At 68.3% G+C, this 21,571-nt stretch carries 19 protein-coding genes; 10 read left to right on the plus strand and 9 right to left on the minus strand.

Annotated elements, in window-relative coordinates:
* Window positions 1-8: 8 nt before the first annotated feature.
* On the plus strand, window positions 9-863 hold the full coding sequence (gene fghA, locus dqs_RS18580; RefSeq protein WP_065341374.1) for an S-formylglutathione hydrolase: 855 nt from the start codon (window positions 9-11) through the stop codon (window positions 861-863).
* Here the strand turns inward: fghA and dqs_RS18585 are convergent.
* Window positions 817-1,782, minus strand: coding sequence for a toll/interleukin-1 receptor domain-containing protein (locus dqs_RS18585; RefSeq protein ID WP_065341375.1), 966 nt, complete (start codon window positions 1,780-1,782; stop codon window positions 817-819). The two genes, fghA and dqs_RS18585, sit on opposite strands and share 47 nt — an antisense overlap.
* A gap of 189 nt (window positions 1,783-1,971) precedes the next feature.
* On the opposite strand from dqs_RS18585, the gene dqs_RS18590 reads away from it, so the two are divergent.
* Entirely contained in the window at window positions 1,972-3,234 is a 1,263-nt protein-coding gene (locus dqs_RS18590; RefSeq protein WP_065341376.1) for an Hsp70 family protein, read from the plus strand.
* A 57-nt stretch (window positions 3,235-3,291) separates the two neighbouring features.
* Here dqs_RS18590 and dqs_RS18595 read toward each other — a convergent pair whose 3' ends face one another.
* Entirely contained in the window at window positions 3,292-4,209 is a 918-nt protein-coding gene (locus tag dqs_RS18595) for a transglycosylase SLT domain-containing protein (RefSeq protein WP_050976157.1), read from the minus strand.
* Between the two features lie 360 nt (window positions 4,210-4,569).
* Between dqs_RS18595 and dqs_RS18600 the strand changes: the two genes are divergently transcribed.
* Window positions 4,570-5,046 (plus strand): hypothetical protein, encoded by a 477-nt coding sequence (locus tag dqs_RS18600; protein ID WP_011767350.1) that lies wholly within the window; start codon window positions 4,570-4,572, stop codon window positions 5,044-5,046.
* On the opposite strand, the gene dqs_RS18605 is transcribed toward dqs_RS18600, so the two are convergent.
* From dqs_RS18605 to dqs_RS18615, 4 genes are all read right to left on the minus strand, one after another.
* The gene (locus dqs_RS18605) at window positions 5,043-5,411 is read right to left on the minus strand and encodes a hypothetical protein (RefSeq protein WP_157108218.1); all 369 of its coding nucleotides are present in this window, start codon (window positions 5,409-5,411) and stop codon (window positions 5,043-5,045) included. The genes dqs_RS18600 and dqs_RS18605 overlap by 4 nt on opposite strands.
* 109 nt (window positions 5,412-5,520) lie before the next feature.
* Entirely contained in the window at window positions 5,521-5,817 is a 297-nt protein-coding gene (locus dqs_RS18610; RefSeq protein WP_065341378.1) for a hypothetical protein, read from the minus strand.
* A gap of 204 nt (window positions 5,818-6,021) precedes the next feature.
* Window positions 6,022-6,183: a hypothetical protein gene (locus dqs_RS20870; protein WP_157108219.1), complete on the minus strand. Its 162-nt coding sequence runs from the start codon at window positions 6,181-6,183 to the stop codon at window positions 6,022-6,024.
* Window positions 6,184-6,351: 168 nt separating this feature from the next.
* The gene (locus dqs_RS18615; RefSeq protein ID WP_065341379.1) at window positions 6,352-7,239 is read right to left on the minus strand and encodes a LysR substrate-binding domain-containing protein; all 888 of its coding nucleotides are present in this window, start codon (window positions 7,237-7,239) and stop codon (window positions 6,352-6,354) included.
* A gap of 100 nt (window positions 7,240-7,339) precedes the next feature.
* On the opposite strand from dqs_RS18615, the gene dqs_RS18620 reads away from it, so the two are divergent.
* The 4 genes from dqs_RS18620 (at window position 7,340) to dqs_RS18635 (ending at window position 12,397) form a co-directional block, all read left to right on the plus strand.
* On the plus strand, window positions 7,340-8,548 hold the full coding sequence (locus tag dqs_RS18620; protein WP_065341380.1) for an MFS transporter: 1,209 nt from the start codon (window positions 7,340-7,342) through the stop codon (window positions 8,546-8,548).
* Window positions 8,549-8,570: 22 nt separating this feature from the next.
* Window positions 8,571-9,377 (plus strand): 2,5-didehydrogluconate reductase DkgB, encoded by an 807-nt coding sequence (dkgB, locus tag dqs_RS18625; RefSeq protein WP_065341381.1) that lies wholly within the window; start codon window positions 8,571-8,573, stop codon window positions 9,375-9,377.
* A 52-nt stretch (window positions 9,378-9,429) separates the two neighbouring features.
* On the plus strand, window positions 9,430-11,232 hold the full coding sequence (locus dqs_RS18630; protein WP_065341382.1) for an ABC transporter transmembrane domain-containing protein: 1,803 nt from the start codon (window positions 9,430-9,432) through the stop codon (window positions 11,230-11,232).
* Window positions 11,233-11,548: 316 nt separating this feature from the next.
* The gene (locus dqs_RS18635; RefSeq protein WP_065341383.1) at window positions 11,549-12,397 is read left to right on the plus strand and encodes a flagellar filament capping protein FliD; all 849 of its coding nucleotides are present in this window, start codon (window positions 11,549-11,551) and stop codon (window positions 12,395-12,397) included.
* A 105-nt stretch (window positions 12,398-12,502) separates the two neighbouring features.
* On the opposite strand, the gene dqs_RS18640 is transcribed toward dqs_RS18635, so the two are convergent.
* Window positions 12,503-14,602: a D-(-)-3-hydroxybutyrate oligomer hydrolase gene (locus dqs_RS18640; RefSeq protein WP_065341384.1), complete on the minus strand. Its 2,100-nt coding sequence runs from the start codon at window positions 14,600-14,602 to the stop codon at window positions 12,503-12,505.
* Window positions 14,603-15,053: 451 nt separating this feature from the next.
* Here dqs_RS18640 and dqs_RS18645 point away from each other — a divergent pair, with 451 nt between their 5' ends.
* A complete protein-coding gene (locus dqs_RS18645) occupies window positions 15,054-15,494 on the plus strand; it encodes a GNAT family N-acetyltransferase (RefSeq protein WP_041644034.1) in 441 nt (146 codons plus the stop codon).
* A gap of 66 nt (window positions 15,495-15,560) precedes the next feature.
* Here dqs_RS18645 and glmS read toward each other — a convergent pair whose 3' ends face one another.
* On the minus strand, window positions 15,561-17,390 hold the full coding sequence (gene glmS, locus dqs_RS18650; protein ID WP_065341385.1) for a glutamine--fructose-6-phosphate transaminase (isomerizing): 1,830 nt from the start codon (window positions 17,388-17,390) through the stop codon (window positions 15,561-15,563).
* Between the two features lie 42 nt (window positions 17,391-17,432).
* On the minus strand, window positions 17,433-18,791 hold the full coding sequence (glmU, locus tag dqs_RS18655; RefSeq protein WP_065341386.1) for a bifunctional UDP-N-acetylglucosamine diphosphorylase/glucosamine-1-phosphate N-acetyltransferase GlmU: 1,359 nt from the start codon (window positions 18,789-18,791) through the stop codon (window positions 17,433-17,435).
* Window positions 18,792-18,976: 185 nt separating this feature from the next.
* On the opposite strand from glmU, the gene dqs_RS18660 reads away from it, so the two are divergent.
* Together dqs_RS18660 and dqs_RS18665 are read left to right on the plus strand one after the other, a co-directional pair.
* The gene (locus dqs_RS18660) at window positions 18,977-20,386 is read left to right on the plus strand and encodes a bifunctional enoyl-CoA hydratase/phosphate acetyltransferase (RefSeq protein ID WP_011767360.1); all 1,410 of its coding nucleotides are present in this window, start codon (window positions 18,977-18,979) and stop codon (window positions 20,384-20,386) included.
* Entirely contained in the window at window positions 20,383-21,570 is a 1,188-nt protein-coding gene (locus tag dqs_RS18665; protein ID WP_065341387.1) for an acetate/propionate family kinase, read from the plus strand. The genes dqs_RS18660 and dqs_RS18665 overlap by 4 nt, the downstream gene beginning before the upstream one ends.
* Window position 21,571 lies beyond the last annotated feature (1 nt).

The raw sequence follows: 21,571 nt of genomic DNA on the forward strand, positions 1-21,571 counted from the left end.
CCATCCTCATGAACACACTCGAACAGATCGCTGCCAACCGCAGCTTCGGCGGCTGGCACAAGCGCTTCCGCCACCGCTCGGCCGTGCTCGGCTGCGACATGGTGTTCGCCGTCTACCTGCCGCCGCAGGCGGAAGACGGCCCGGTGCCGGTGCTGTACTGGCTGTCGGGGCTGACCTGCACCGACGAGAACTTCATGCAGAAGGCGGGGGCCCAGCGCGTAGCCGCCGAACTCGGCATTGCCATCGTCGCGCCGGACACCAGCCCGCGCGGCGCCGATGTGCCGGGCGACCCCGACGGCGGGTGGGACTTCGGCCACGGCGCCGGCTTCTATGTGAATGCCAACCAGGCGCCGTGGGACCGCCACTACCGCATGTACGACTACGTGGTGGACGAACTGCCGGCGCTGGTCGAAGCACGCTTTCCGGTGACGACCCGGCGTGCGATCAGCGGCCATTCGATGGGGGGCCACGGCGCGCTGATCTGTGCGCTGAAGAACCCGGGGCGCTACGCCTCGGTTTCCGCCTTCGCACCGATCACCCACCCGGCCGACTGCCCGTGGGGCGAGAAAGCCTTCTCGCGCTATCTCGGCGACGACCGCGAGACCTGGAAGGCGTGGGACGCCTGCGAACTGATCGCGGCCAGGCCCCCGGACGGCGAACGCCTGCCGCTGATGGTCGACCAGGGCGATGCCGACAGCTTCCTTGCCACCCAGCTGCGCCCGGAACAGCTGCGCACCGCGTGCACGCTCGCCGGCCAGCCGCTGACGCTGCGCCTGCAGCCGGGCTACGACCACAGCTATTACTTCATCGCCAGCTTCATCGACGACCACCTGCGCCACCACGCCGCCGCGCTGCGCCGCTGACCGCAGTCAGGGCCCGACGGCGCGCGGTAAAGCTGACCGGCGGCATTTCGTCGTAGCCGCCGCGGGTTTCCAGCGTCAGGCGCAGGCCGCCCGCGTACGGCAGTTCGCCGCGGTAGCGATGGCGTAGCCTGCGGGCGGGTTCGTCACCGCGCACCTCGCGGGTTTCGGTGAAAAACTCGATCTGCCGGCCGTCCACCCGGCCGCCCAGGATATTGCGCGGCAAGCCCAGAAAGCTCGCCCGTCCGTGCACCTCGGCACCGCGCAGCACCAGTTCGAAGCGCTCATCGTGGCTGTCGCCCCACGGATAGATCACGCGCGCCTCCCACTCGCCCGCAAACGCGGCGACCGCTTCCGGCGGAGGCGGACGCGAACGGCGCCGCCACCACCATAGCCCCAGTGCCGCCATTCCCAGCGCCACCCCGGCCAGCAGCACCACGCGCCGCGCCTCGGGCGGTTCGCCGGCACCGAGCAGCGGCGCCAGCGCGTCGCGCAGGCGGTCGAAATCGCGTTTCCAGTCGAGGTCGCCGAGCGCAATCGCCTGGCGCTCGGCGAGCCCGCGGATCGAACTCGGCAGGGCCGCCGCCGCCGGCATCCGCGCGCCGCTCACCAGCACCGGCAACAGCGGCTTGTCGGCCGCCAGCGCCAGTTCGATCTCGTGCCGCACGAAGTCGTCGGGCGCCGCCAGGCGCGGCACCCCGTCCGGCCCCGGCGCCAGCCAGTTCGGCCCGATCACCACGACCACCGCCACCGTGCCGGCCAGCGCACGATCGATCACCGCGGCGAAGTCCGCGCCCGGCGCGATGTCATCCACATCGCGGAACACGTTCTCGGCGCCAAATGCCTGCTCGAGGCCGTCTGCGACCCGCCCGGCGTGTCCGGGGGCGTCCTCGCGCCGGTAGGAAACGAACAGACGTGCCATCCCTTGCACCCCGCGTCGCCACGCCGCCGTCCGGCGCGGCTTCCATCGCATTCAAGCATGCGAAATGCGTGCCCGCCACACCCCACCCGGACGGATACAGGGACCGCTGCTGGAAGCGGGTATCGAGACGCTGGCCCGTGGACGGGCTCTCGCGTAGCATCCCGCACCTTCCCCCTCGCCCCGCCCCGCATGAACGCCCACCCCGCCCGCGCCTGCGGAATCGACTTCGGCACATCGAACTCCACCGTCGGCTGGTTGTGTCCCGGCCAGCCCGCGCTGCTGACGCTGGAAGACGGCAAGCCGACGCTGCCCTCGGCGGTGTTCTTCAACGCCGACGAAGACAGCACCTGCTACGGCCGCGCCGCGCTCGGCGAATACCTCGAAGGCTACGAAGGCCGGTTGATGCGCGCGCTCAAGAGCCTGCTCGGCAGCAGCCTGATCGACGGCCACACCGAGGTGCACGGCCGCGCGCTGGCCTTCCGCGAACTGCTCGCCCAGTTCATCGGCGAACTCAAGAAGCGCGCCGAAGCCCAGGCCGGCCGCAGCTTCGAGCAGGCGGTGTTCGGCCGCCCGGTGCATTTCGTCGACGACGATGAGGCCGCCGACCGCCGCGCCCAGGACACGCTGGAAGACATCGCCCGCCGCATCGGCTTCAAGGAAGTGAGCTTCCAGTTCGAGCCGATCGGCGCCGCGCTGCACTACGAACTGGGGCTGGACCGCGAAGAACTGGTGCTGATCGCCGACATCGGCGGCGGCACCGCCGACTTCTCGCTGGTACGGCTGTCGCCGGAACGCGCGCGCAACACCGAACGCCACGAAGACCTGCTCGGCAACGCCGGCGTGCATATCGGCGGTACCGACTTCGACCGCGCACTGAGCCTGGAATGCGTGATGCCGCTGCTCGGCTACCGCGGCAAGATGAAGAACGGCGCCGACATTCCGTCCAGCCTGTTCTTCCAGCTCGCCACCTGGCACACCATCAACAGCGCCTACACCCGCCAGGCCTGGAGCGACCTGCAGAACATCTACCGCGACGCCACCGCGCGCACCGAACTCGACCGCCTCTCGAGGCTGGTGAACAACCGCGAAGGCCACTGGCTGGCGCTGCAGGTGGAACAGGCGAAGATCGACCTCTCCGCCGCGCCGGTCGCCCACATGGTGCTCGACCGCCTGGAGCAAGGCCTGCGCCACGACATCGGCGCCGAGGACTTCACCCTCGCCACCCGCAACCTGGTCGAACGCGTGGCCGCCACGGTGGATGGCCTGCTGCGCGACGCCGGCGTCGCGCGCGACCAGGTGGACAGCATCTATTTCACCGGCGGCGCCAGCGGCGTGCCGCAACTGCGCGCCCGCATCGCGGCCGAACTGCCGCAGGCGCGCGCGGTGGAGGGCGATCTCTACGGCAGCATCGGCGCCGGGCTGGCGGTGGAAGCGGCGCGCCGCTACGGCTAAGGCAGCGAAGGCGGGCGCCCCAACCGGACGCGCAGCGGCCGCGCGCCCGACGGTGGATCAGCCGCGGGCAGGAGCCGGCACCGCCGCCAGCCCGCCGTCCGGCGCGTGGTGGCGGCTGGAACGGTAAAACGCCAGCACGCGGCGTACATACTCCTCGGTTTCCGCATACGGCGGCACGCCGCCGTGGCGCGCCACCGCGCCTTCCCCCGCGTTGTAGGCCGCGGCCGCCAGCGCGACGTCGCCTTCGAACTGCTTGAGCAGCCAGCGCAGGTAGGCGAGCCCGCCACGCAGGTTCTGCTCGGGATCGAGCGCATTGCGCACGCCAAAGCGCTCGGCGGTTTCCGGGATCAGCTGCATCAAGCCCTGCGCGTTCTTCGGCGATACCGCCGCGGCGTCGAAATTGGATTCGGTGCGGACGATCGCGAGCGCAAGGCGCGGATCCACCGCGAAGCGCGGCGCCAGCCGCTGCACCAGCAGGGCATGGCGACGCTTGTCGCCCGGCAGCGCCTGCACGAAGCGGTCGACCACCTCGTAGGGCACCACCTCGTCGCGCTCGTCGGTGCTGATGCTGGCGGTGTCGTAGAGGCAATCCGGCAGCGCATCCGCCGGCGCCAGGGGGCTCGCCGCCAGCAGCGCCTGCGCGCCTTCATGCCCGCCGCGCGCGGCAGCACCCAGCAGCGTGGCCGCCACCGCGGTCTGACGCGCAACACCACGGCCTGCCAGATACAGCCGCCCGAGCCGGTACTGCCCTTCGACGCTGCCGGCGCGCGCCGCCGCGCAATACCGCGCCGCCGCCAGCTCGGGCACGCTGCGCTCGGCGCGGTAGCCGGCTTCGATCAGGCGCGCCACCACCGGCGGCTCGTCCGACCACGCCGGAACCCCATCCGCCACGAGCGGCGCCCCTGCGTAGGCCAGAACAGCCCCGCAGCCGAGCGCGGCGGCAACACACAAGCGGATCGAGGAGGACAGGCGCATGGCAGCGATAAAGCCTTGAATACCTTGGATGATCGCCACCTTACCGGCGCCCGCCCAGGACGACCGTGACAGCTGCCCGCCCCGGCCGCGCACCGCGGCGCCGATTGCAGCCGAGCGTGACCGAATCCGCACGGAGCGGGCGGGATGCTCGTGATGCCGGGTCAGTCCTTACCGCGCCCTGCGACCTTGCAGAGCGGGCGTGAAGGGCGAGAGCGAAGCCTTTCCGGCGCCGCGCCCCGACCGCCGGCCCCCGGCTGCAGCAGGCCGCCGTGGCATGTTCGCCTGGCATACGCCACGACGGGAACTATGCTGAATTCATTCCGGCAATCCTTAACCCACCGCCTTTTCAGGAGCGCTCCGATGGCCGACCAGTCCGACTCCTTCACTTCGCTGCTTGCCGACTGGCCCATCCGCATGGGCGACACGGTATCGAAGTACGCAAGCCTGTTCTCGCCAACCAACCTCTCCCAACCGATCCTGCCCGGCTGGAACTTCGGCAACACCTACATCGTGTCGGAGTTCAATTCGAAGGCCCCCGGCACCGAACGCCGCATCCTCGCCGAACACAGCTACGGCCGCCAGATCGGGCGGATCATGGAAGCACTGTGCGTCCTGGTAAAGGAGCGCTCCGACGCGGGGCAAGACGGCCCGCTGAAGAACTTCCTCGAGCTTGCGGAGGAGATCGACAAGATCAAGAAAAGCACTGCCGAAAACCGGATGGCACGCATCGAAGCCGATCTCGCCGTCCTCAAGAAGGAAAGCCCGGATGACTACGCGCAACTGATCAAGGCGCTGGCAACCGGACTCGCAGCCAGCGCGCAGGATTCCCCCCGCTAGACTTCCGGCCCTCCCCGGGGCTTCAGCGGCAATTGGCGGCAATGGCGGGCCAGGAATGAACAGAAGAAGCACAGCAGCGCCAGCACACTGAATCCGCATACAGCGACCCGGCGAAGAGACGTCAGCGTGGCGTCCAACGCGCGGACGTCGCCTCCAATCCGCAACACGCTACTCATGACCGCCTCTCGCTTGTCCTGCGGGACGCTTGCAGCGAACTCACGCTCAAGCACGCGAAGCTGCACCTCGGTGGGGATCTTGATGAATGGTTGATGCAGCAAAGCCGCAATCGCCAACACGAGCGAGAGAAAGCCAGTGAAGGCGAGGATGACGGGAACAGCCCGGACACGACGCATGGCATTGACCAAAGTAAGCACTCCCGAACGCAAGAGGCACCCCTCTCAGTGGCGGACAGCAGGATGACTCTCGGACCTGCACGGCAATGAACACTGACCGTCACCCAATCCGGAACCGCATCTAAAGCGTCCTGTTCTCCTGAACCTGGCCGCAATCGGCGCAGCGAAGGATTAGCCTCTTCGTGTATCCGATCATCGAATGGAGTCCGTACGCGATAACACCCGCGATCAGGACAAGAAAATACGCGCCTCGATGCCCCGCCCCGGAGAAGATCAAGGCGATGAAGCCGAGCACCAGCACGCCGACAATCACGGCACCGAGCACATCGGTGGTGTTCGCCTCGCCCTTGATGCCTTCACGCAAAGCGCCGCCACACTTGCTGCATGTAGCCGTCGCCGATTGCTTCTGAGTTTCCACCAGCAACTCCCGATATCGCCAGATAGCCTGAATCCAAGCTCGCCAAGCTCGAACTGAAAGAGCACTGCATGTGATCCAGGTCCCCAAAAATGGACACGTTCAGACCGCCACGCCGTTCATTGGCGCCCTTCGGGCCCCAATCGCGACGCCGTTTCCGAGACACGTAATCACCAGACCATCAGCCAGCGACGCACCGGCTGCTCGTCAATATATGAACGTGAGGCAAACAGCACTGGCGATCACCGCGAGGAAAAGCGCACCGGAGAACGCGCGAAAGATGCGCACCGAGCGATGTTTCTTTGCAGCTCTCTCGGCTTCAACATCGATTGCGACAGCAGCCGCGAATTCAGCAAGCTCATCAATCACGTGAATCACCAAGCGGCTTGTGTTGCGGATGCGGCGTAACCATCTCCCTCTCCACGACTGGGCTGGATGCACCACGTGGCTGATTGCGACCGGATCGGCGAACAGCCTAATTCGAATGGCATTGACCTGCCGATCAAAATGTCACACGCCGATCGGCACCAGAGCCCCCTACACCCGCATCCGCTCCCCCACATAATCCAGAAAGCACCCGATCCGCGACGCCAGCGCGGTGTTGCGGTAATACACCGCATGCACCGGCTGTCTCACCTCCACGGTGTGCGCTTCCAGCACCGGCAGCAGCCGGCCTTCGGCGCGGTCCTGCGCGGTCATGAAATCCGCCAGGCAGACGATGCCGCCGCCTTCCAGCGCGAGCTGGCGCAGGGTTTCGCCGCTGGAGGCGCGCAGGCTGGGGGTGATGGTCCAGCTGTCGCCGTCGGCGGTGCGCAGCGGCCACTGGTTGAGGCTGTCCGGCTGGGTGAAGCCGAGCAGTTCGTGGCCGGCAAGGTCGTCCACGCTCTGCGGGGTGCCGCGGCGGGCGAGGTAGGCCGGACTGGCGAGCACGCGCAGGCGGTTGGCGCCAAGCGGGCGGGCGTGCAGGGTGGAGTCGCGCAGCGCGCCGATGCGGATGGCGACGTCGGTGCGCTGTTCCAGCAGGTCGATGATCTGGTCGCTGGTGTTGAGCTCCAGCTCGATCTGCGGGTAGCGCTCGCGGAAGCCGGCAACCAGCGGCACCACGACGTGCAGCATGAAGGGCGAGGCGGCGTTCACCCGCAGCCGGCCGGCGGGTTGCTGGCGGCGCAGCGCCATCTGTTCTTCGGCTTCCTCGACGCTGGCGAGGATGCGGCGCGCCTGGGCGAGAAAGGTGGCGCCTTCCTCGGTGAGTTCCAGCCGGCGGGTGGTCCGCCGCAGCAGGGTGACTTCCAGCTTTTCCTCCAGCCGGCTGAGCGCGCGGCTGACGCCCGAGGTGGTCTGGCCGAGTTGCTCGGCGGCGGCGGTGATGGAGCCGGTGTCGACCACGCGGGTCAGCGCGAGCAGTTCGTCGAGGGTGGTTTTCATTGTTGACGCTTCGGCAAGTATCTTTGGCTTGAGACCCGGTTTTTCTGCATGAGTCTGGCGCGGAAACTGCGCTCCTGCAAACCCCAACCGGAGTCTTCCCATGCCACTCGCCTTGCTGGCGCTCACCTTGAGCGCCTTCGCCATCGGCACGACGGAGTTCGTCATCGTCGGCCTCATTCCCACCATCGCCGCCGACCTCGGCGTCAGCCTGCCGTCGGCGGGCCTGCTGGTCAGCCTCTACGCGCTCGGCGTCGCCGTCGGCGCGCCGCTGCTCACCGCGCTCACCGGCCGCTTGCCGCGCAAACAGTTGCTGCTCGGGCTGATGGCGCTGTTCACCGTCGGCAACCTGCTCGCCTGGCAGGCGCCGGGCTACGAATCGCTGGTCGCGGCGCGCATCGTCACCGGGCTGGCGCACGGGGTGTTCTTCTCGATCGGCTCGACCATCGCCACCGGCCTGGTGGCCAAGGAGAAGGCGGCGAGCGCGATCGCGACGATGTTCTCGGGCCTTACCGTGGCACTGGTCACCGGTGTGCCGCTGGGCACCTTCATCGGCCAGCACTTCGGCTGGCGCGAGACCTTCCTGGCGGTGTCGCTGCTCGGCGTGCTCGCCTTCATCGGCAGCCTGATCTTCGTGCCGCGCGGCATCCGCCACACGCCGCCGGCCTCGCTGCTGCGCCAGCTGGCGGTGCTGAAGGCGCCGCGCCTGCTGCTGGTGTATGCGATGACGGCGGTGGGCTATGGCGGCTCCTTCGTCGCCTTCACCTTCCTCGCGCCCATCCTGCAGCAGATCAGCGGCTTCCCGGCCGGCAGCGTCAGCCTGGTGCTGCTGGTGTATGGCGTGTCGGTGGCGGTGGGCAACATCTGGGGCGGCAAGCTGGCCGACCGCCGTGGCCCGATCGGCGCGCTCAAGCTGATCTTCCTGCTGCTGGCGGCGGTGCTGCTGGTGCTGAGCGTGACCGCCGCCAACCCCTGGCTGGCAGTGGCCACCGTGCTGCTGTGGGGCGCGGTCGCCTTCGGCAACGTGCCCGGTCTGCAGGTGTATGTGGTGCAGCAGGCCGAACGCCACACCCCGCATGCGGTGGACGTGGCCTCGGGCCTCAACATCGCCGCCTTCAACCTCGGCATCGCCGGCGGCGCCTGGGGCGGCGGACTGATCGTCGCCCATGTCGGCCTCATCCACACTGCCTGGATAGGCGCGCTGGTGGTGCTGATCGCCTACGCACTCACCGCCTGGAGCGGCCGGCTGGACCGCCGCGACCCGGACTTCGACGAACTCGCCCCGGCCACTGCTGCCGCGGCCGCCCACTGATCACCACAAACAGGAGCACCCCATGTCCATCCCCATGCCCGCCATCGGCCTCGGCACCTTCCGCCTGCAGGGCCAGACCGTGATCGACTCGGTACGCACCGGCCTCGAACTCGGCTACCGCCACATCGACACCGCGCAGATCTACGCCAACGAGGCCGACGTCGGCCAGGCGATCGCAGAAAGCGGCGTCGCCCGCGACCAGCTCTTCATCACCACCAAGATCTGGACCGAGAACCTCGCCGCCGAAAAGCTGATCCCCAGCCTGGAAGACAGCCTCGCCAGGCTGCGCGTGGAGCACGTCGACCTGACGCTGATCCACTGGCCTTCGCCGGGCGAAGCGGTGCCGCTCGCCGAAAGCCTGATGGCGCTGCAGGAAGCCAAGCGCCGCGGGCTGACCCGGCAGATCGGCGTCTCCAACTTCACCATCGCCCACCTGCAGCAGGCCATCGCGCTGCTCGGCGCCGACGAGATCGCCACCAACCAGGTGGAGCTCCACCCGCTGCTGCAGAACCGCAAGCTCGCCGGATTCGCCCGCGAACACGGCATCCACCTCACCGCCTACATGCCGCTCGCCTACGGCAAGGTGCTGGCGGAGCCGGTGGTGCAGCGTATCGCCGCTGCGCACGACGCCACCCCCGCGCAGGTCGCACTCGCGTGGTTGCTGCAGCAGGGCCATGCGGTGATTCCGTCCTCCACCCGGCGCGAGAACCTCGCCAGCAACCTCGCCGCCGCCCGCTTGCACCTGAGCGCTGCGGAGCGCGCCGAAATCGCCGCATGCGACCGTTGCGAGCGGATGGCCAATCCGGACTTTGCGCCGCGCTGGGACTGACACGCCCGCACACCCCGGCGGACATGGCGGCAAATGAAGGACAATCCGCCCCATGTCCTCCGACCTCACGCCACTCGCCGCCTCGCCCCGCCGCCTGTCCGCGCTCTCCGGGCTGTGGCCTTTCCTGCGGCCCTACCGCGCGCGCATCGCGCTTGCCTTTGCGCTGCTCACGCTCGGCTCCGCGACCATCCTGCTGGTGCCGCTGGCCTTTCGCGACCTGGTCGATTTCGGCTTTGGTACGGCGACAGCGCCCGGCGCCAGCGGCGGACTGCTCGGCACACTCAGCCTGGACGGCCACTTCATTGCGCTGTTCGGGCTGGCCAGCCTGTGGGCGGTAACCGTCGCGGCGCGCTACTACACCGTGTCGTGGATCGGCGAGCGCGCCACCGCCGACCTGCGCAATGCGGTCTATGCGCGCGTGCTGGCGCAGTCGCCGCAGTTCTTCGAGACGCTGCAGACCGGCGAGGTGCTGTCGCGGCTGACCGGCGACACCACGCTGATCCAGACCGTGGTCGGCAGCTCGGTGTCGATGGGGCTGCGCAGCCTGTTCCAGTTTGCCGGCGGCATGGTGATGCTGGCGGTGACCAGCCTGCACCTGTTCTCGCTCAACCTCGGCCTGATGGCGCTGCTGACCCTGCCCATCCTCGCCATCGGCCGCAAGGTGAAGCGGCTGTCGCGCGAATCGCAGGACCGCATCGCCGACGCCTCGGCGCTGGCCGGCGAAATCCTCAACGCGATGCCGACGGTGCAGGCCTACACCCAGGAACCGCAGGAGGTCCGCCGCTTCTCCGCGCGCACCGAGGCGGGCTTCGCCACCGCCATCCGCCGCACCCGGGTGCGCGCGGCGCTCACCGCGCTGATCATCACCGCGGTGATGGGCACCATCATCTTCGTGCTGTGGGTGGGCGCGCGCCAGGTGCATGAAGGCGTGCTCACGACCGGCGAACTGGCGGCTTTCGTGCTGTACGCGACGCTGGTGGCGGGCGGCGTCGGCACGCTGGCCGAGGTGTGGGGCGACGTGATGCGCGCGGCCGGCGCCGCCGAACGCCTGCTCGGCCTGTTGCACGCCGAACCCGCCATCCGCGACACGCCCACGGCCGAGGCGCCGCTGCCGGCCGCGCAGGCGGCGATCCGCTTCGAGCATGTGCGCTTCGCCTACCCGGCACGGCCGCAGACACCGGCGCTGGACGACATCAGCCTGGACATCGCACCCGGCGAATGCGTCGCCCTGGTGGGCCCCTCCGGCGCCGGCAAGACCACGCTGTTCCAGCTGCTGCTGCGCTACTACGAGCTTGCCGACGGGGCCATCCGCATCAACGGCCAGGACATCCGCCAGTTGCGCCTGCACGACCTGCGCGGCGACATCGCCATCGTGCCGCAGGACCCGGTGATCTTCTCGACAAGCGCGCTGGAGAACATCCGCTACGGCCGGCCGGAGGCGAGCGACGAGGAGGTGGTCGCCGCCGCCCGCGCCGCGGTGGCCGACGAGTTCATCGCCCGCCTGCCCGAGGGCTACCACACCTTTCTCGGCGAGCGCGGCACGCGGCTGTCCGGCGGCCAGCGCCAGCGCATCGCGATCGCCCGCGCGGTGCTGAAAGGCGCCCGGGTACTGCTGCTCGACGAAGCCACCAGCGCGCTCGACGCCGAATCGGAAATCCTGGTGCAGCAGGGCCTCGCCGCCGCGATGCGCGGCCGCACCACGCTGATCATCGCCCACCGCCTGGCCACGGTGCAGAAGGCCGACCGCATCGTGGTGATGGAGCACGGCCGCATCGTCGAAACCGGCACCCCGGACGACCTGCGCAGCCAGGGCGGGCTGTACGCGCGGCTGGCGGCGTTGCAGCTGGATCTTTGAGGGCGGGGACGTTTCGTTTAGCGCCAGCCTCCCTGCCAAACAAGGAAGCGGAGGCGCCGGCGCTGGCCGGCTATTTACTCCCTCCCCTACAAGGGGGTGAAACCGGGGTTTCGGCGAGCACTGCTCGCCGCCGGGCGAACGACGGTGCCTCCGGGCACCGGCTACCGGGCGGGGGTGGGGTTGAGTCCGGGGCCAGTAATTAACCCCATCCCCGCAGCCAGCACTACTCCACCCCGGCCCGCGTTCTTTTCCGCAAAGCCCGCCCCCCATCCGCTGCTAGACTTCAAGCACGTCCCGCCCTTTCATGGAGCCCGCCATGAACATCGACCTCGCCGCCTTCCGCCTGCAGGCGCTGTCCACCCTTACCAGCGGCGCCACCGGCACCGCCACCCGCAGCAGCAACGGCGACTTCCTCAGCGCGCTCCTCAACGCGCAAACCGCACTCTCCGGCACCACGGCGAGCACCAGCGGCAGCGGCCTCGACGCGCTGCTCGGCAACGAATCCAGCCGCGTCACCAACGTGCTCGCGCAACTGGAAGCCAGCAACGCCGCCTTCCTGCGCCGCTACAACGCCCGCGTCGAGGAGATCGGCGACGAAGCGGAGGTGCTGACGCAGCTGCGCAATCGCATGGCCGAACTCGGCACCGCCAGCCAGGGCCTGGAAGGCATCGGCACCACCAGCAGCGATGGCGAGATCAAGGCGGCGCTGCAGGACTTCATCACCCGCTACAACCAGTGGGATGCAGAGTTCGATCCGTATTTCGAACAGGGCGCGCTGCTGGACGACAACCAGGCGGGTGAAGTGGCGCGTTTCTCGCTGCGGCGCGAGGTCGGCTCGATCTTCCATGGCGCCGGCAACGGCGGCTTCGAACTCGGCCTGACCGACATGGGGGTCAGTTTCACCCCCGACGGCCAATTGAAGCTCGACGAGGCCGCCTTCAACGCCGCGCTCACCAGCGACCGCAAGGCCGCGGTACAAACCCTGAACAACGTCGCCACCGCTTTCGGCAACGCCGCCGCGCTGCTCACCGCCGACGGCCACCTGCTCGACCGCCGCATCGACAACGCCGAACGGGCCGTGGCCTGGGCCGCCGACAAGCAGGACGAAGTCGATGCGGAGTTCGGTCCGGGCGCGATCAGCAACCGGGTGCGCGGTTCGATCTGATCCCGCAGCCGCTCCTGCAGACGAAAACGCCCGACCTGCCGTCGGGCGTTTTCATGTCGGGCGCAGAATGGCGCCCCGCGGACGCCGGCCCTCAGCCCGCGTCGATCAATCCGGCACCACCACTTCCCCGCGCCGCACCGTGATCAGATCGGCCGCGGCCGGCTTCATCCTGATCGGCGGGACGTTGGCCGCAGTGATCGCGACCGCCGCGCCCGGCGTTCCCGCCCGCGGAGTGGTCCGCACCAGTTGCGAGGGCGGCAGCGGCGTGCGCGCGGTCAGGTGGCTGTACATGAGGTCGAGCGCCTGACGGAAATACACATGCAGCGGCACGAAACGGGTGTCGTAGCCGGGCAGCGTGGCAGTGCCGATGAAGGCGTCGAAGTGCTGGGCGTTGGTCACCTCCACATAGCGCAGCCGGCTCCGGCCATGCTCGGCCAGACTGTTCAGGCCCAGATAGGGCCGCGAAGTGAAGCCGACGGGCACCAGCGCATCGGCACGCCCATGCACGATGATCGCCGGCCGGCCCTGCAACTGCGCCGACACCTGCACCTCGTCCACGCTCTCATGCACCTCGCGCGCACTGGCGCCGCCGCCGGTCCATAGCTGGCGCAGGCACAGCGCGCCATCCACGTTGAAATCCAGCTTGCCGGTGGAGGGCGAGATCGACGCCCCGTCGCGGCGGGGACCGCCGAGCGAGGCATCGTTGATGATCTGCAGCCCGGCAGCCGGCGGAATGCCGTTGCCGGTGCCGAAGCTGGTGGCCGCGCTCGCCGCCGGCCACGCGATCGGCGTTCCGGCCGCATCGGTCGCGGCAAAGCTGTAGTTGCAGACCCGCTCCTCGACGCCGAAGCGGCCGTAGGCGTTGGCGTAGGTCAGCGCGATCGGCGGCACCGCAAACGCGTAATGCGATGCGGTCAGCGGGGTGGATTCCGGCTCCCAGCCATAGGCAACCAGCGCGTCGAGCGCACTGTCGCCGCGCTCCGCCGGGGTGTTGCCCGTGATGAACTCGTGCGCCGCGAGCGCCTCGCACCGGTTGGCGGCCAGCGCCGCGGGGATGAAGGCCTCGCCGGGCGAGCCGGCCGCGCGCGGCGACAGCACCGCGCAGGGCTGCAGCAGGTTGGCGAAGGTGGTGTAGTCGTAGAGCGGACGCCCGGTCCCGGTCCGTACCTGGCTGCCGCGCACCACGCGGACCGCGTCGTTCTCGCGCAGCTGGATCTGCGGTTCGCCGACGGCGACGCCATCGATCAGGCGTTCATCGTCCTGCTCGGCCGCTGCCAGCGCCGCGCCGCCGCCGTTGGACACACTGGAAGCGATCACCACGGTGTTCGGCGGCAGGATGGTGCGGACGATGCCGCGCGGTGTCCTGCGGCCATAGGTTTCGTTGAGCACGAAGAACGCGAAGCGCACCGCGTCGAGCGTGTCCTGTCCCCAGTGCGCCTCGGGGTTGGCGCGCGAATGGGCGTGCTTGACCGCGACGCGGTGCGGCCAGCTGGCGAGAAACTGCGTGCGCTCGGCGTCGGTCAGGTCGGCGGTGAAATGCGAGGCCACACCGGCCGCGACGGCTTCGGCCCGAGTGCCGTCGATCAATCCCACAGTGTTGGTGTCCAGATCGTGCATGCCGTTGCCCGTGCCCTTGTCGGCATAGGCCACCGCACACCCCTTCTGCAGCCCCCATTCACCGGAAGTGCCGATCGCGCCATAGATGCCGCGCGAGCCGCTCGAGGTGCCGGTGACGATGCAGGGTGCTTTCGGGTTGAAGTGCGCCGGCACCTGGACCATCAGCGTCACCTTGCTGTCGTCGCCGCGGTCGATGGCATAGGCCAGATACTCCGTACCGGCGATCTTGCCGTCGCCCGGCGCGCTGACCCTGCCGCCGGCATCCACCGCGATCAGCGGGCCGAAAAGCGAACCGAAGCCGCCGCCACTGGTGGTATCCACGAGCGCCCGGTAGTTGTTGTAGATCGCCAGCCGGCGCAGCTCGGTGGCGGTAGGCGATGCAGATACCAGCGGTGGCGTCGCCGACTGGATGCCGTCGCGGCCGAGCCCCGCGGTCAGCAGATCGTCGGACACGCCGTCCACGCTGCGCTGGACGATCTCGCCCAGGAAGGATGGCTTCTCGTTGAAACCGACACCGGGCGCGCCCGAGGCGGCCAGGGCAGATAAAGGACATGCAAACGCCACGGCAATGCACAAGCTGGGATTCATCGGAAGTCTCCCTCGTCGATTCGCTGGCCACACCCGCGACACCTTTTTCAATGGATGTCGTTCGGGTACTCCCGTACGTTAAAGACCCTGCCCTTGCGGATTGATATGAAGGTTTACCCTTGTCATTTCCGGCCGTAATAGAACGGTAATAAAAATGACATTTTCAAACACATCAAGCGCAGCCAAAGCCTTGTCGTGAAGCGGATTTTGCGCTAATTGCGACACCCTTTCCGTCGAACACAGGACGGGGTACAGCCGTGTCTCATCAACGCCGATGGCATCGTCAGAAAATTCCTTTGCAATATTTTTAACTCGCCACGCAGATGGAAATCAGCAGGCGACCGGCGGGACGGACTTCTGGTCCACGCGCCTTCGCTGGCATATCGTTCACCCGCTGTGGCCTCACGCCCCCGACACAGGTTTCGACCCGCCCGACTTCCCGACTCCGCCCATGACTCCTGAAATTTTCATCGCCGACACCGACAGCGAAATCGAAGCCTGCTTTCCGGCCTTCAGCGCGCTTCGCCCACACCTCGAACAGGCGGGCTTTCTGGCCCAGGTACGCCGCCAGCAGGCCCAGTCCTACCGCATCCTCGCGCTCCGCGAGGCCGGTACGATCAAAAGCGCAGCGGGCTTCCGGACCGGCGAGTTCCTGGCGTGGGGAAAGGTGCTGTATATCGACGACCTGACCACGCTGCCGGAAGCGCGCGCGCAGGGCTACGCCGGCGCCCTGCTCGACTGGCTGATCGAGCACGCGCGCGCCAAGGACTGCAAGGCCGTCCACCTCGACAGCGGCTATGCCCGCCACGCGGCGCATCGGCTGTACCTGAACAAGGGCTTTCGGCTGAGCAGCCATCACTTTGCGCTGGAGTTCGCGCGCAACGAGTCCTAGGGGCCGGAATGAAAAACGCCCGACACTCGGGTCGGGCGTTCTGGCATTTGCCGTGACAGGCTGGGCTTATTCCACCGTGACGCTCTTGGCCAGGTTGCGCGGCTTGTCGACGTCGGTGCCCTTTACCAGCGCGGCGTGGTACGAGAGCAGTTGCAGCGGGATCACGTGCAGCACCGGCGACAGCATGCCGTAGTGCTCGGGCAGTTGCAGGATGTGCACCCCTTCCGATTCCGCGATTTCGCTGCCGGCGTCGGCGAACACATAGAGTTCGCCACCGCGTGCGCGCACTTCCTGCAGGTTGGACTTGAGCTTTTCAAGCAGTTCGTCCGCCGGGGCGATGGCGATGACCGGCATCTCCTTGTCTACCAGCGCGAGCGGGCCGTGCTTGAGTTCCCCCGCGGCGTACGCCTCGGCGTGGATGTAGGAGATTTCCTTCAGCTTGAGCGCGCCTTCCATCGCGATGGGCCAGTGACGGCCGCGGCCCAGGAAGAGCGCGTGTTGCTTGCCGGCGAAACGCTGCGCCCACTTCGCAATCGCGTCTTCCAGTTCCAGCACCTTCTGCACCGCCACCGGCAGATGGCGCAAGGCGGTGAGATGGCGGTTTTCCTCCGCTTCGGGCAGGCGGCCGTTGAGCTTGGCGAGTGCGAGCGTGAGCAGCGCGAGCGCGGCGAGCTGGGTGGTGAAGGCCTTGGTGGAGGCCACGCCGATTTCGGGGCCGGCGCGGGTAATGAAGCGCAGCGCGGTCTCGCGCACGATGGCCGATTCCGGCACGTTGCAGATTGCCAGCGTGCGCGCCATGCCGAGGCCCTTGGCGTGCTTGAGCGCCGCCAGCGTGTCGGCGGTTTCGCCCGACTGGGAAATCACCACCACCAGCGTGTCGGCGTCGGGCACCGACTCGCGATAGCGGTATTCGCTGGCGATCTCCACGGTACAGGAAATCTTCGCGACCGACTCCAGCCAGTAACGCGCCACCAGCCCCGCGTGGTAACTGGTGCCGCACGCCAGCACCAGCACGCGTCGGGCACCGCCCAGCACCTCGGGCGCCGCCGCGCCAAACACCTGCGGCGCGATGGCGCCGCCGCCGGCGATCATCTCCAGCGTGTTGCCCAGCGCCTGCGGCTGCTCGAAGATTTCCTTCTGCATGTAGTGGCGGAACTGCCCCAGTTCCACCGCGTCGGCCGACAGGCTGGAGATATGGATCTCGCGCTCCACCGGCGTGCCGTCCGGCCGCACGACGCGGTAGCCATCGAGCCGCAGTTCGGCGAGATCGCCGTCTTCCAGGTAGATCACCTTGCGGGTCACCTGCAGCAGCGCCGCCGTGTCGGACGCGGCGTAGGTACCGTGTTCGCCCACGCCGAGCAGCAGCGGCGAACCGCGGCGGGCAACGATGATGCGGAACGGGTCCGCTTCCGCCACCACGCCGATCGCGTAGGCGCCGACGAGTTCGTTGGTGGCGAGCCGCACTGCCTCGAACAGGTCGGGCGTCTCGCGCAGCTTGGCGTGGACGAGGTGGGCGATCGCCTCGGTATCGGTGTCGGACTCGAACACGTAGCCGCGCCCTTGCAGCTCGGACTTGATCGCCTCGAAGTTCTCGATGATGCCGTTATGCACCACCGCGAGCCCTTCCGAGATGTGCGGGTGGGCATTGCGTTCGCACGGCACGCCGTGGGTGGCCCAGCGGGTATGCGCGATGCCGATGTTGGCGGTGAGCTGGCGGGCATCGGCCAGCGAGGCAAGCTCGGCAACCCGGCCGGTGGATCGCAGCCGGAGCAGCCCTTGCTGTCCGAGCACGGCGATGCCGGCCGAGTCGTAGCCGCGATACTCCAGCTTGCGCAGGCCTTCGAGCAGTACGGGGACGACGTTGTTGCTAGCGATGGCGGTGACGATGCCACACATGACGGCGGTTCCTAGGTTGGGCCGGTGATCCGGACGGGAAGGTCAGCGCTGCTTGACCGGGCGCTTCCACCCGGCGATGGAGAGTTGCTTGGCGCGCGACACCGTAAGCTGCTCCGGCGGCGCATCCTTGGTGAGCGTGGTGCCGGCGCCCAGCGTGGCCCCGCGGCCCACGCGCACCGGCGCAACCAGCTGGGTGTCGGAGCCGATGAAGACGTCGTCCTCGATGACGGTGCGGAACTTGTTGGCGCCGTCGTAATTGCAGGTGATGGTGCCGGCGCCGATATTCACGCGCTGGCCGACGTCGGCGTCGCCCACATAGGCCAGGTGGTTGGCCTTGGAATGGGCCGCGATCACGCTGTTCTTGACCTCGACGAAGTTGCCGAGATGCACGTCCTCGCCCAGCTCGGTGCCCGGCCGGGTGCGGGCGTAGGGGCCGATCACGCAGGCCGGCCCCATGACCGTCTGCTCGATGTGCGAGAACGGCGCCACCCGCGTGCCGGAGCCGATGCGCGCGTCGCGGACGACGCAGTTGGCGCCGATCCGTACGCCGTCGCCGAGTTCGACGCGGCCTTCGAACACGCAATTGACGTCGATCTCGACGTCGCGCCCGCAGACCAGTTTGCCACGCACGTCGATGCGCGCCGGGTCGATCAGGGTGACGCCGTCTTCCATCAGGCGTTGCGCAATGTTGCGCTGGTGAATGCGCTCCAGCTCGGCGAGCTGGGGCTTGCTGTTGACGCCCAGCGTTTCGCTGACGGCGTCGGGCTGCACCGTGACGACTTCGATGTCTTCGGCCACCGCCATGCCGATGATGTCGGTCAGGTAGTACTCGCCCTGCGCGTTGTCGTTGCGCAAGCGGCCCAGCCAGGCCCGCAGCCGCGCGACAGGTGCCACCAGGATGCCCGTGTTCACCTCGCGCACCGTACGCTCGGCGTCGCTGGCGTCCTTTTCCTCGACGATGCGGACCACGCGCCCCGCCGCGTCGCGCAGGATGCGGCCGTAGCCGGTGGGGTTGTCCAGCTCCACGGTCAGCAAGGCGAGTCGGGTATCGCCCGCCGCGGCCGCCAGCCGTTGCAGCGTGGGCACGCCGATCAGGGGCACGTCGCCGTAGAGCACGAGCGCGAGGTCGCCATCGGTGAGATGGGGCAGCGCCTGCTGCACCGCATGACCTGTACCCAGTTGCGGTTCCTGCCGCGCCCACGCGAGATCGGCCGCGTCGAGCCGTTCGCGCACCACTTCGCCGCCATGCCCGTACACCACGCAGATACGGCGCGCGGCCAGCGTGCGTGCGGCATCGAGCACGTGGCTGAGCATCGGCTTGCCGGCGAGTGGCTGCAGCACCTTGGGCAACACCGAGCGCATGCGCTTGCCCTGGCCGGCAGCGAGGATGACGACTTCCATTGGGGCTCCGCGTGGAATCAGAACGGGCCGAAATTCTAGCACGCGCCTGTTACGCCTCCGCGCTCACGCGCATGGCATTGGCGTGCCCGGACAGCATGCTGCGGCGCAAAATCCGCGGCGTGTGACACACAAGATTTCACCTATCTGCCGCTAGAATCCCCTTATCACGACGCAAAGGAGCAAACATGGAGCATGCGGCACAGCAGTTGATCCAGAACCGGACGTTCGACGAAATCCAGATCGGCGACTTCGCCCAGCTGTTGCGCACCCTGCGCCCGGAAGACATCCACCTGTTTGCCGTGATGTCCGGCGACGTCAATCCCACCCACGTCGACCCCGAATTCGCGCACTCCAGCCAGTTTCGCGAGGTCGTGGGCCACAGCATGTGGGGCAGCACGCTGATCTCCACCGTACTGGGCACCGAGTTTCCCGGCCCGGGCACGGTGTATGTGTCGCAAAGCCTCAATTTCTGGCGTCCGGTCACCATCGGCGACACGCTGACCATCACCGTGACCTGCCGTGAGAAGTACCAGCACAACCACCACATCGTGTTCGACTGCGTGGCACTGAACCAGGACGGCCTGAAAGTCATCGACGGTACCGCCGAAGTCGCCGCGCCGACCGAAAAGGTGATGCGCAACCGCGTGGTGCTGCCCGAGGTGACCATTTCCGATCGCGAACTGCGCTATCGCCACCTGCTCTCCATCACCGCCGGCCTTGCGCCGATTCCGATCGCGGTCGCGCACCCCTGCGACAAGGAGTCGCTCGGCGGGCCGATCCAGGCCGCACAGGCCGGGCTGGTCGCCCCCATCCTGGTCGGGCCGGAAGCCAAGATTCGCGCGGTGGCGGAAGAGTTCGGCTACGACCTGAAGGGCCTGCGCATCGTCGACGTGGAGCACAGCCACGCATCGGCCGAGACCGCCGTGGCGCTGTGCCGTGACGGCGTCGCCGAGGCGCTGATGAAGGGCTCGCTGCATACCGACGAGCTGATGAGCGAAGTGGTCTCGAAGGCCAACGGGCTGCGCACCTCGCGCCGTATCAGCCACGTCTTCCTCGCCGACGTGCCGACCTACCCGCACCCGCTGATGATCACCGACGCCGCGATCAACATCGAGCCGACGCTGGAGGACAAGGTGCACATCATCCAGAACGCGATCGACCTCGCCCAGGTGCTCGGCCTGCCGGAGCCCAAGGTCGCGATCCTGGCGGCGGTGGAAACCGTGAACCCCAAGATGCGCTCCACGCTGGAAGCCGCCGCGCTGTGCAAGATGGCTGACCGCGGCCAGATCAAGGGCGGCCTGCTCGACGGTCCGCTCGCCTTCGACAACGCGGTGTCGCTGGTCGCCGCCAAGACCAAGGGCATCCGCTCCGCGGTCGCCGGCAACGCCGACATCCTCGTGGTGCCCGACCTCGAATCCGGCAACATGGTGGCCAAGCAGCTCGAATACCTGGCCGATGCGCTGATGGCCGGCGTGGTGCTCGGCGCCCGCGTGCCCATCGTGCTGACCAGCCGCGCCGACACCGCCGAAACCCGCGCCGCTTCGTGCGCGATCGCCCAGCTGATGGCGCACAAGAAGCGTGAGGCCAACAAATGAAGGCCGTCCTCGTCCTCAATGCGGGCTCCAGCAGCCTGAAGTTCGCGCTGTTTCCGATCGAGCCGGCGCTCGCCGACCACGCCGCGCTGTCCGGCCAGGTCGAAGGCATCGGCGCGACGCCGGAATTCAGCGCCAAGACCGCCGCCGGCGAACGCTTCCACGAAACAGTGCCGAGCAACTCGGACAGCCAGCGCGAACAGCACCGCGAAGCGCTCACCTTCCTGCTCGACTGGCTGCAGGCCCACAACCCCGCGCTGGAGATCGCTGCGGCCGGCCACCGCATCGTGCATGGCGGTGACAAGTACAGCGAACCGGTGCAACTCTACGGCCACATCCTGCGCCAGTTGCAAAAGCTGGTGCCGCTGGCGCCGCTGCACCAGCCGCACAACCTCAACGCGGTGCAGGCGATCGCCGCGCTCGCGCCGGACATTCCCCAGGTCGGCTGCTTCGACACCGCCTTCCACACCACCCAGGCGCCGGTCGCGCAGGCCTTCGCGCTGCCGCGCGCGATCAGCGCCGAAGGCGTCAAGCGCTACGGCTTCCACGGCCTGTCCTACGACTACGTCGCCCGCCAGCTGCCGGCGGTGATCGGCGACAAGGCGAGCGGCGCGGTGGTGATCTGCCACCTCGGCAATGGTTCGTCGATGTGCGCGCTGCGCGACGGCAAGAGCGTCGCCTCGACCATGGGCTTTACCGCGCTCGAAGGCTTGGTGATGGGCACCCGCACCGGCAGCCTGGACCCCGGCGTGCTGCTCTACCTGATGGACGAGAAAGGCATGGACGCCAAGGCGCTGACCCGGCTGCTCTACAAGGAATCCGGCCTGCTCGGCGTCTCCGGCATCAGCCAGGACATGCGCACCCTGCTCGCGTCCGACGCGCCGGAGGCGGCGGAAGCGGTGGATCTGTACTGCTACCGCATCGCCCGCGAGCTTGGATCGCTGGCGGCGGCGGCCGGCGGGCTCGATGCGCTGGTGTTTACCGGCGGCATCGGCGAGCACGCCGCGCCGGTGCGCGAAAAGGTGGCACGACTGTCGGCCTGGCTCGGTATCGACATCGACAGCGACGCCAACGCCCGCGACGCCAGCCGGCTCGACCGCGCCGGCAGCAAGGTGGCGGTCGCGGTGGTGCCGACCAATGAGGAAGGCATGATCGCGCGCTACACGGTGGACGTGCTCGGCCTGTAAG

This window comes from Azoarcus olearius, assembly GCF_001682385.1.
Classification (GTDB): Bacteria; Pseudomonadota; Gammaproteobacteria; order Burkholderiales; family Rhodocyclaceae; genus Azoarcus; species Azoarcus olearius.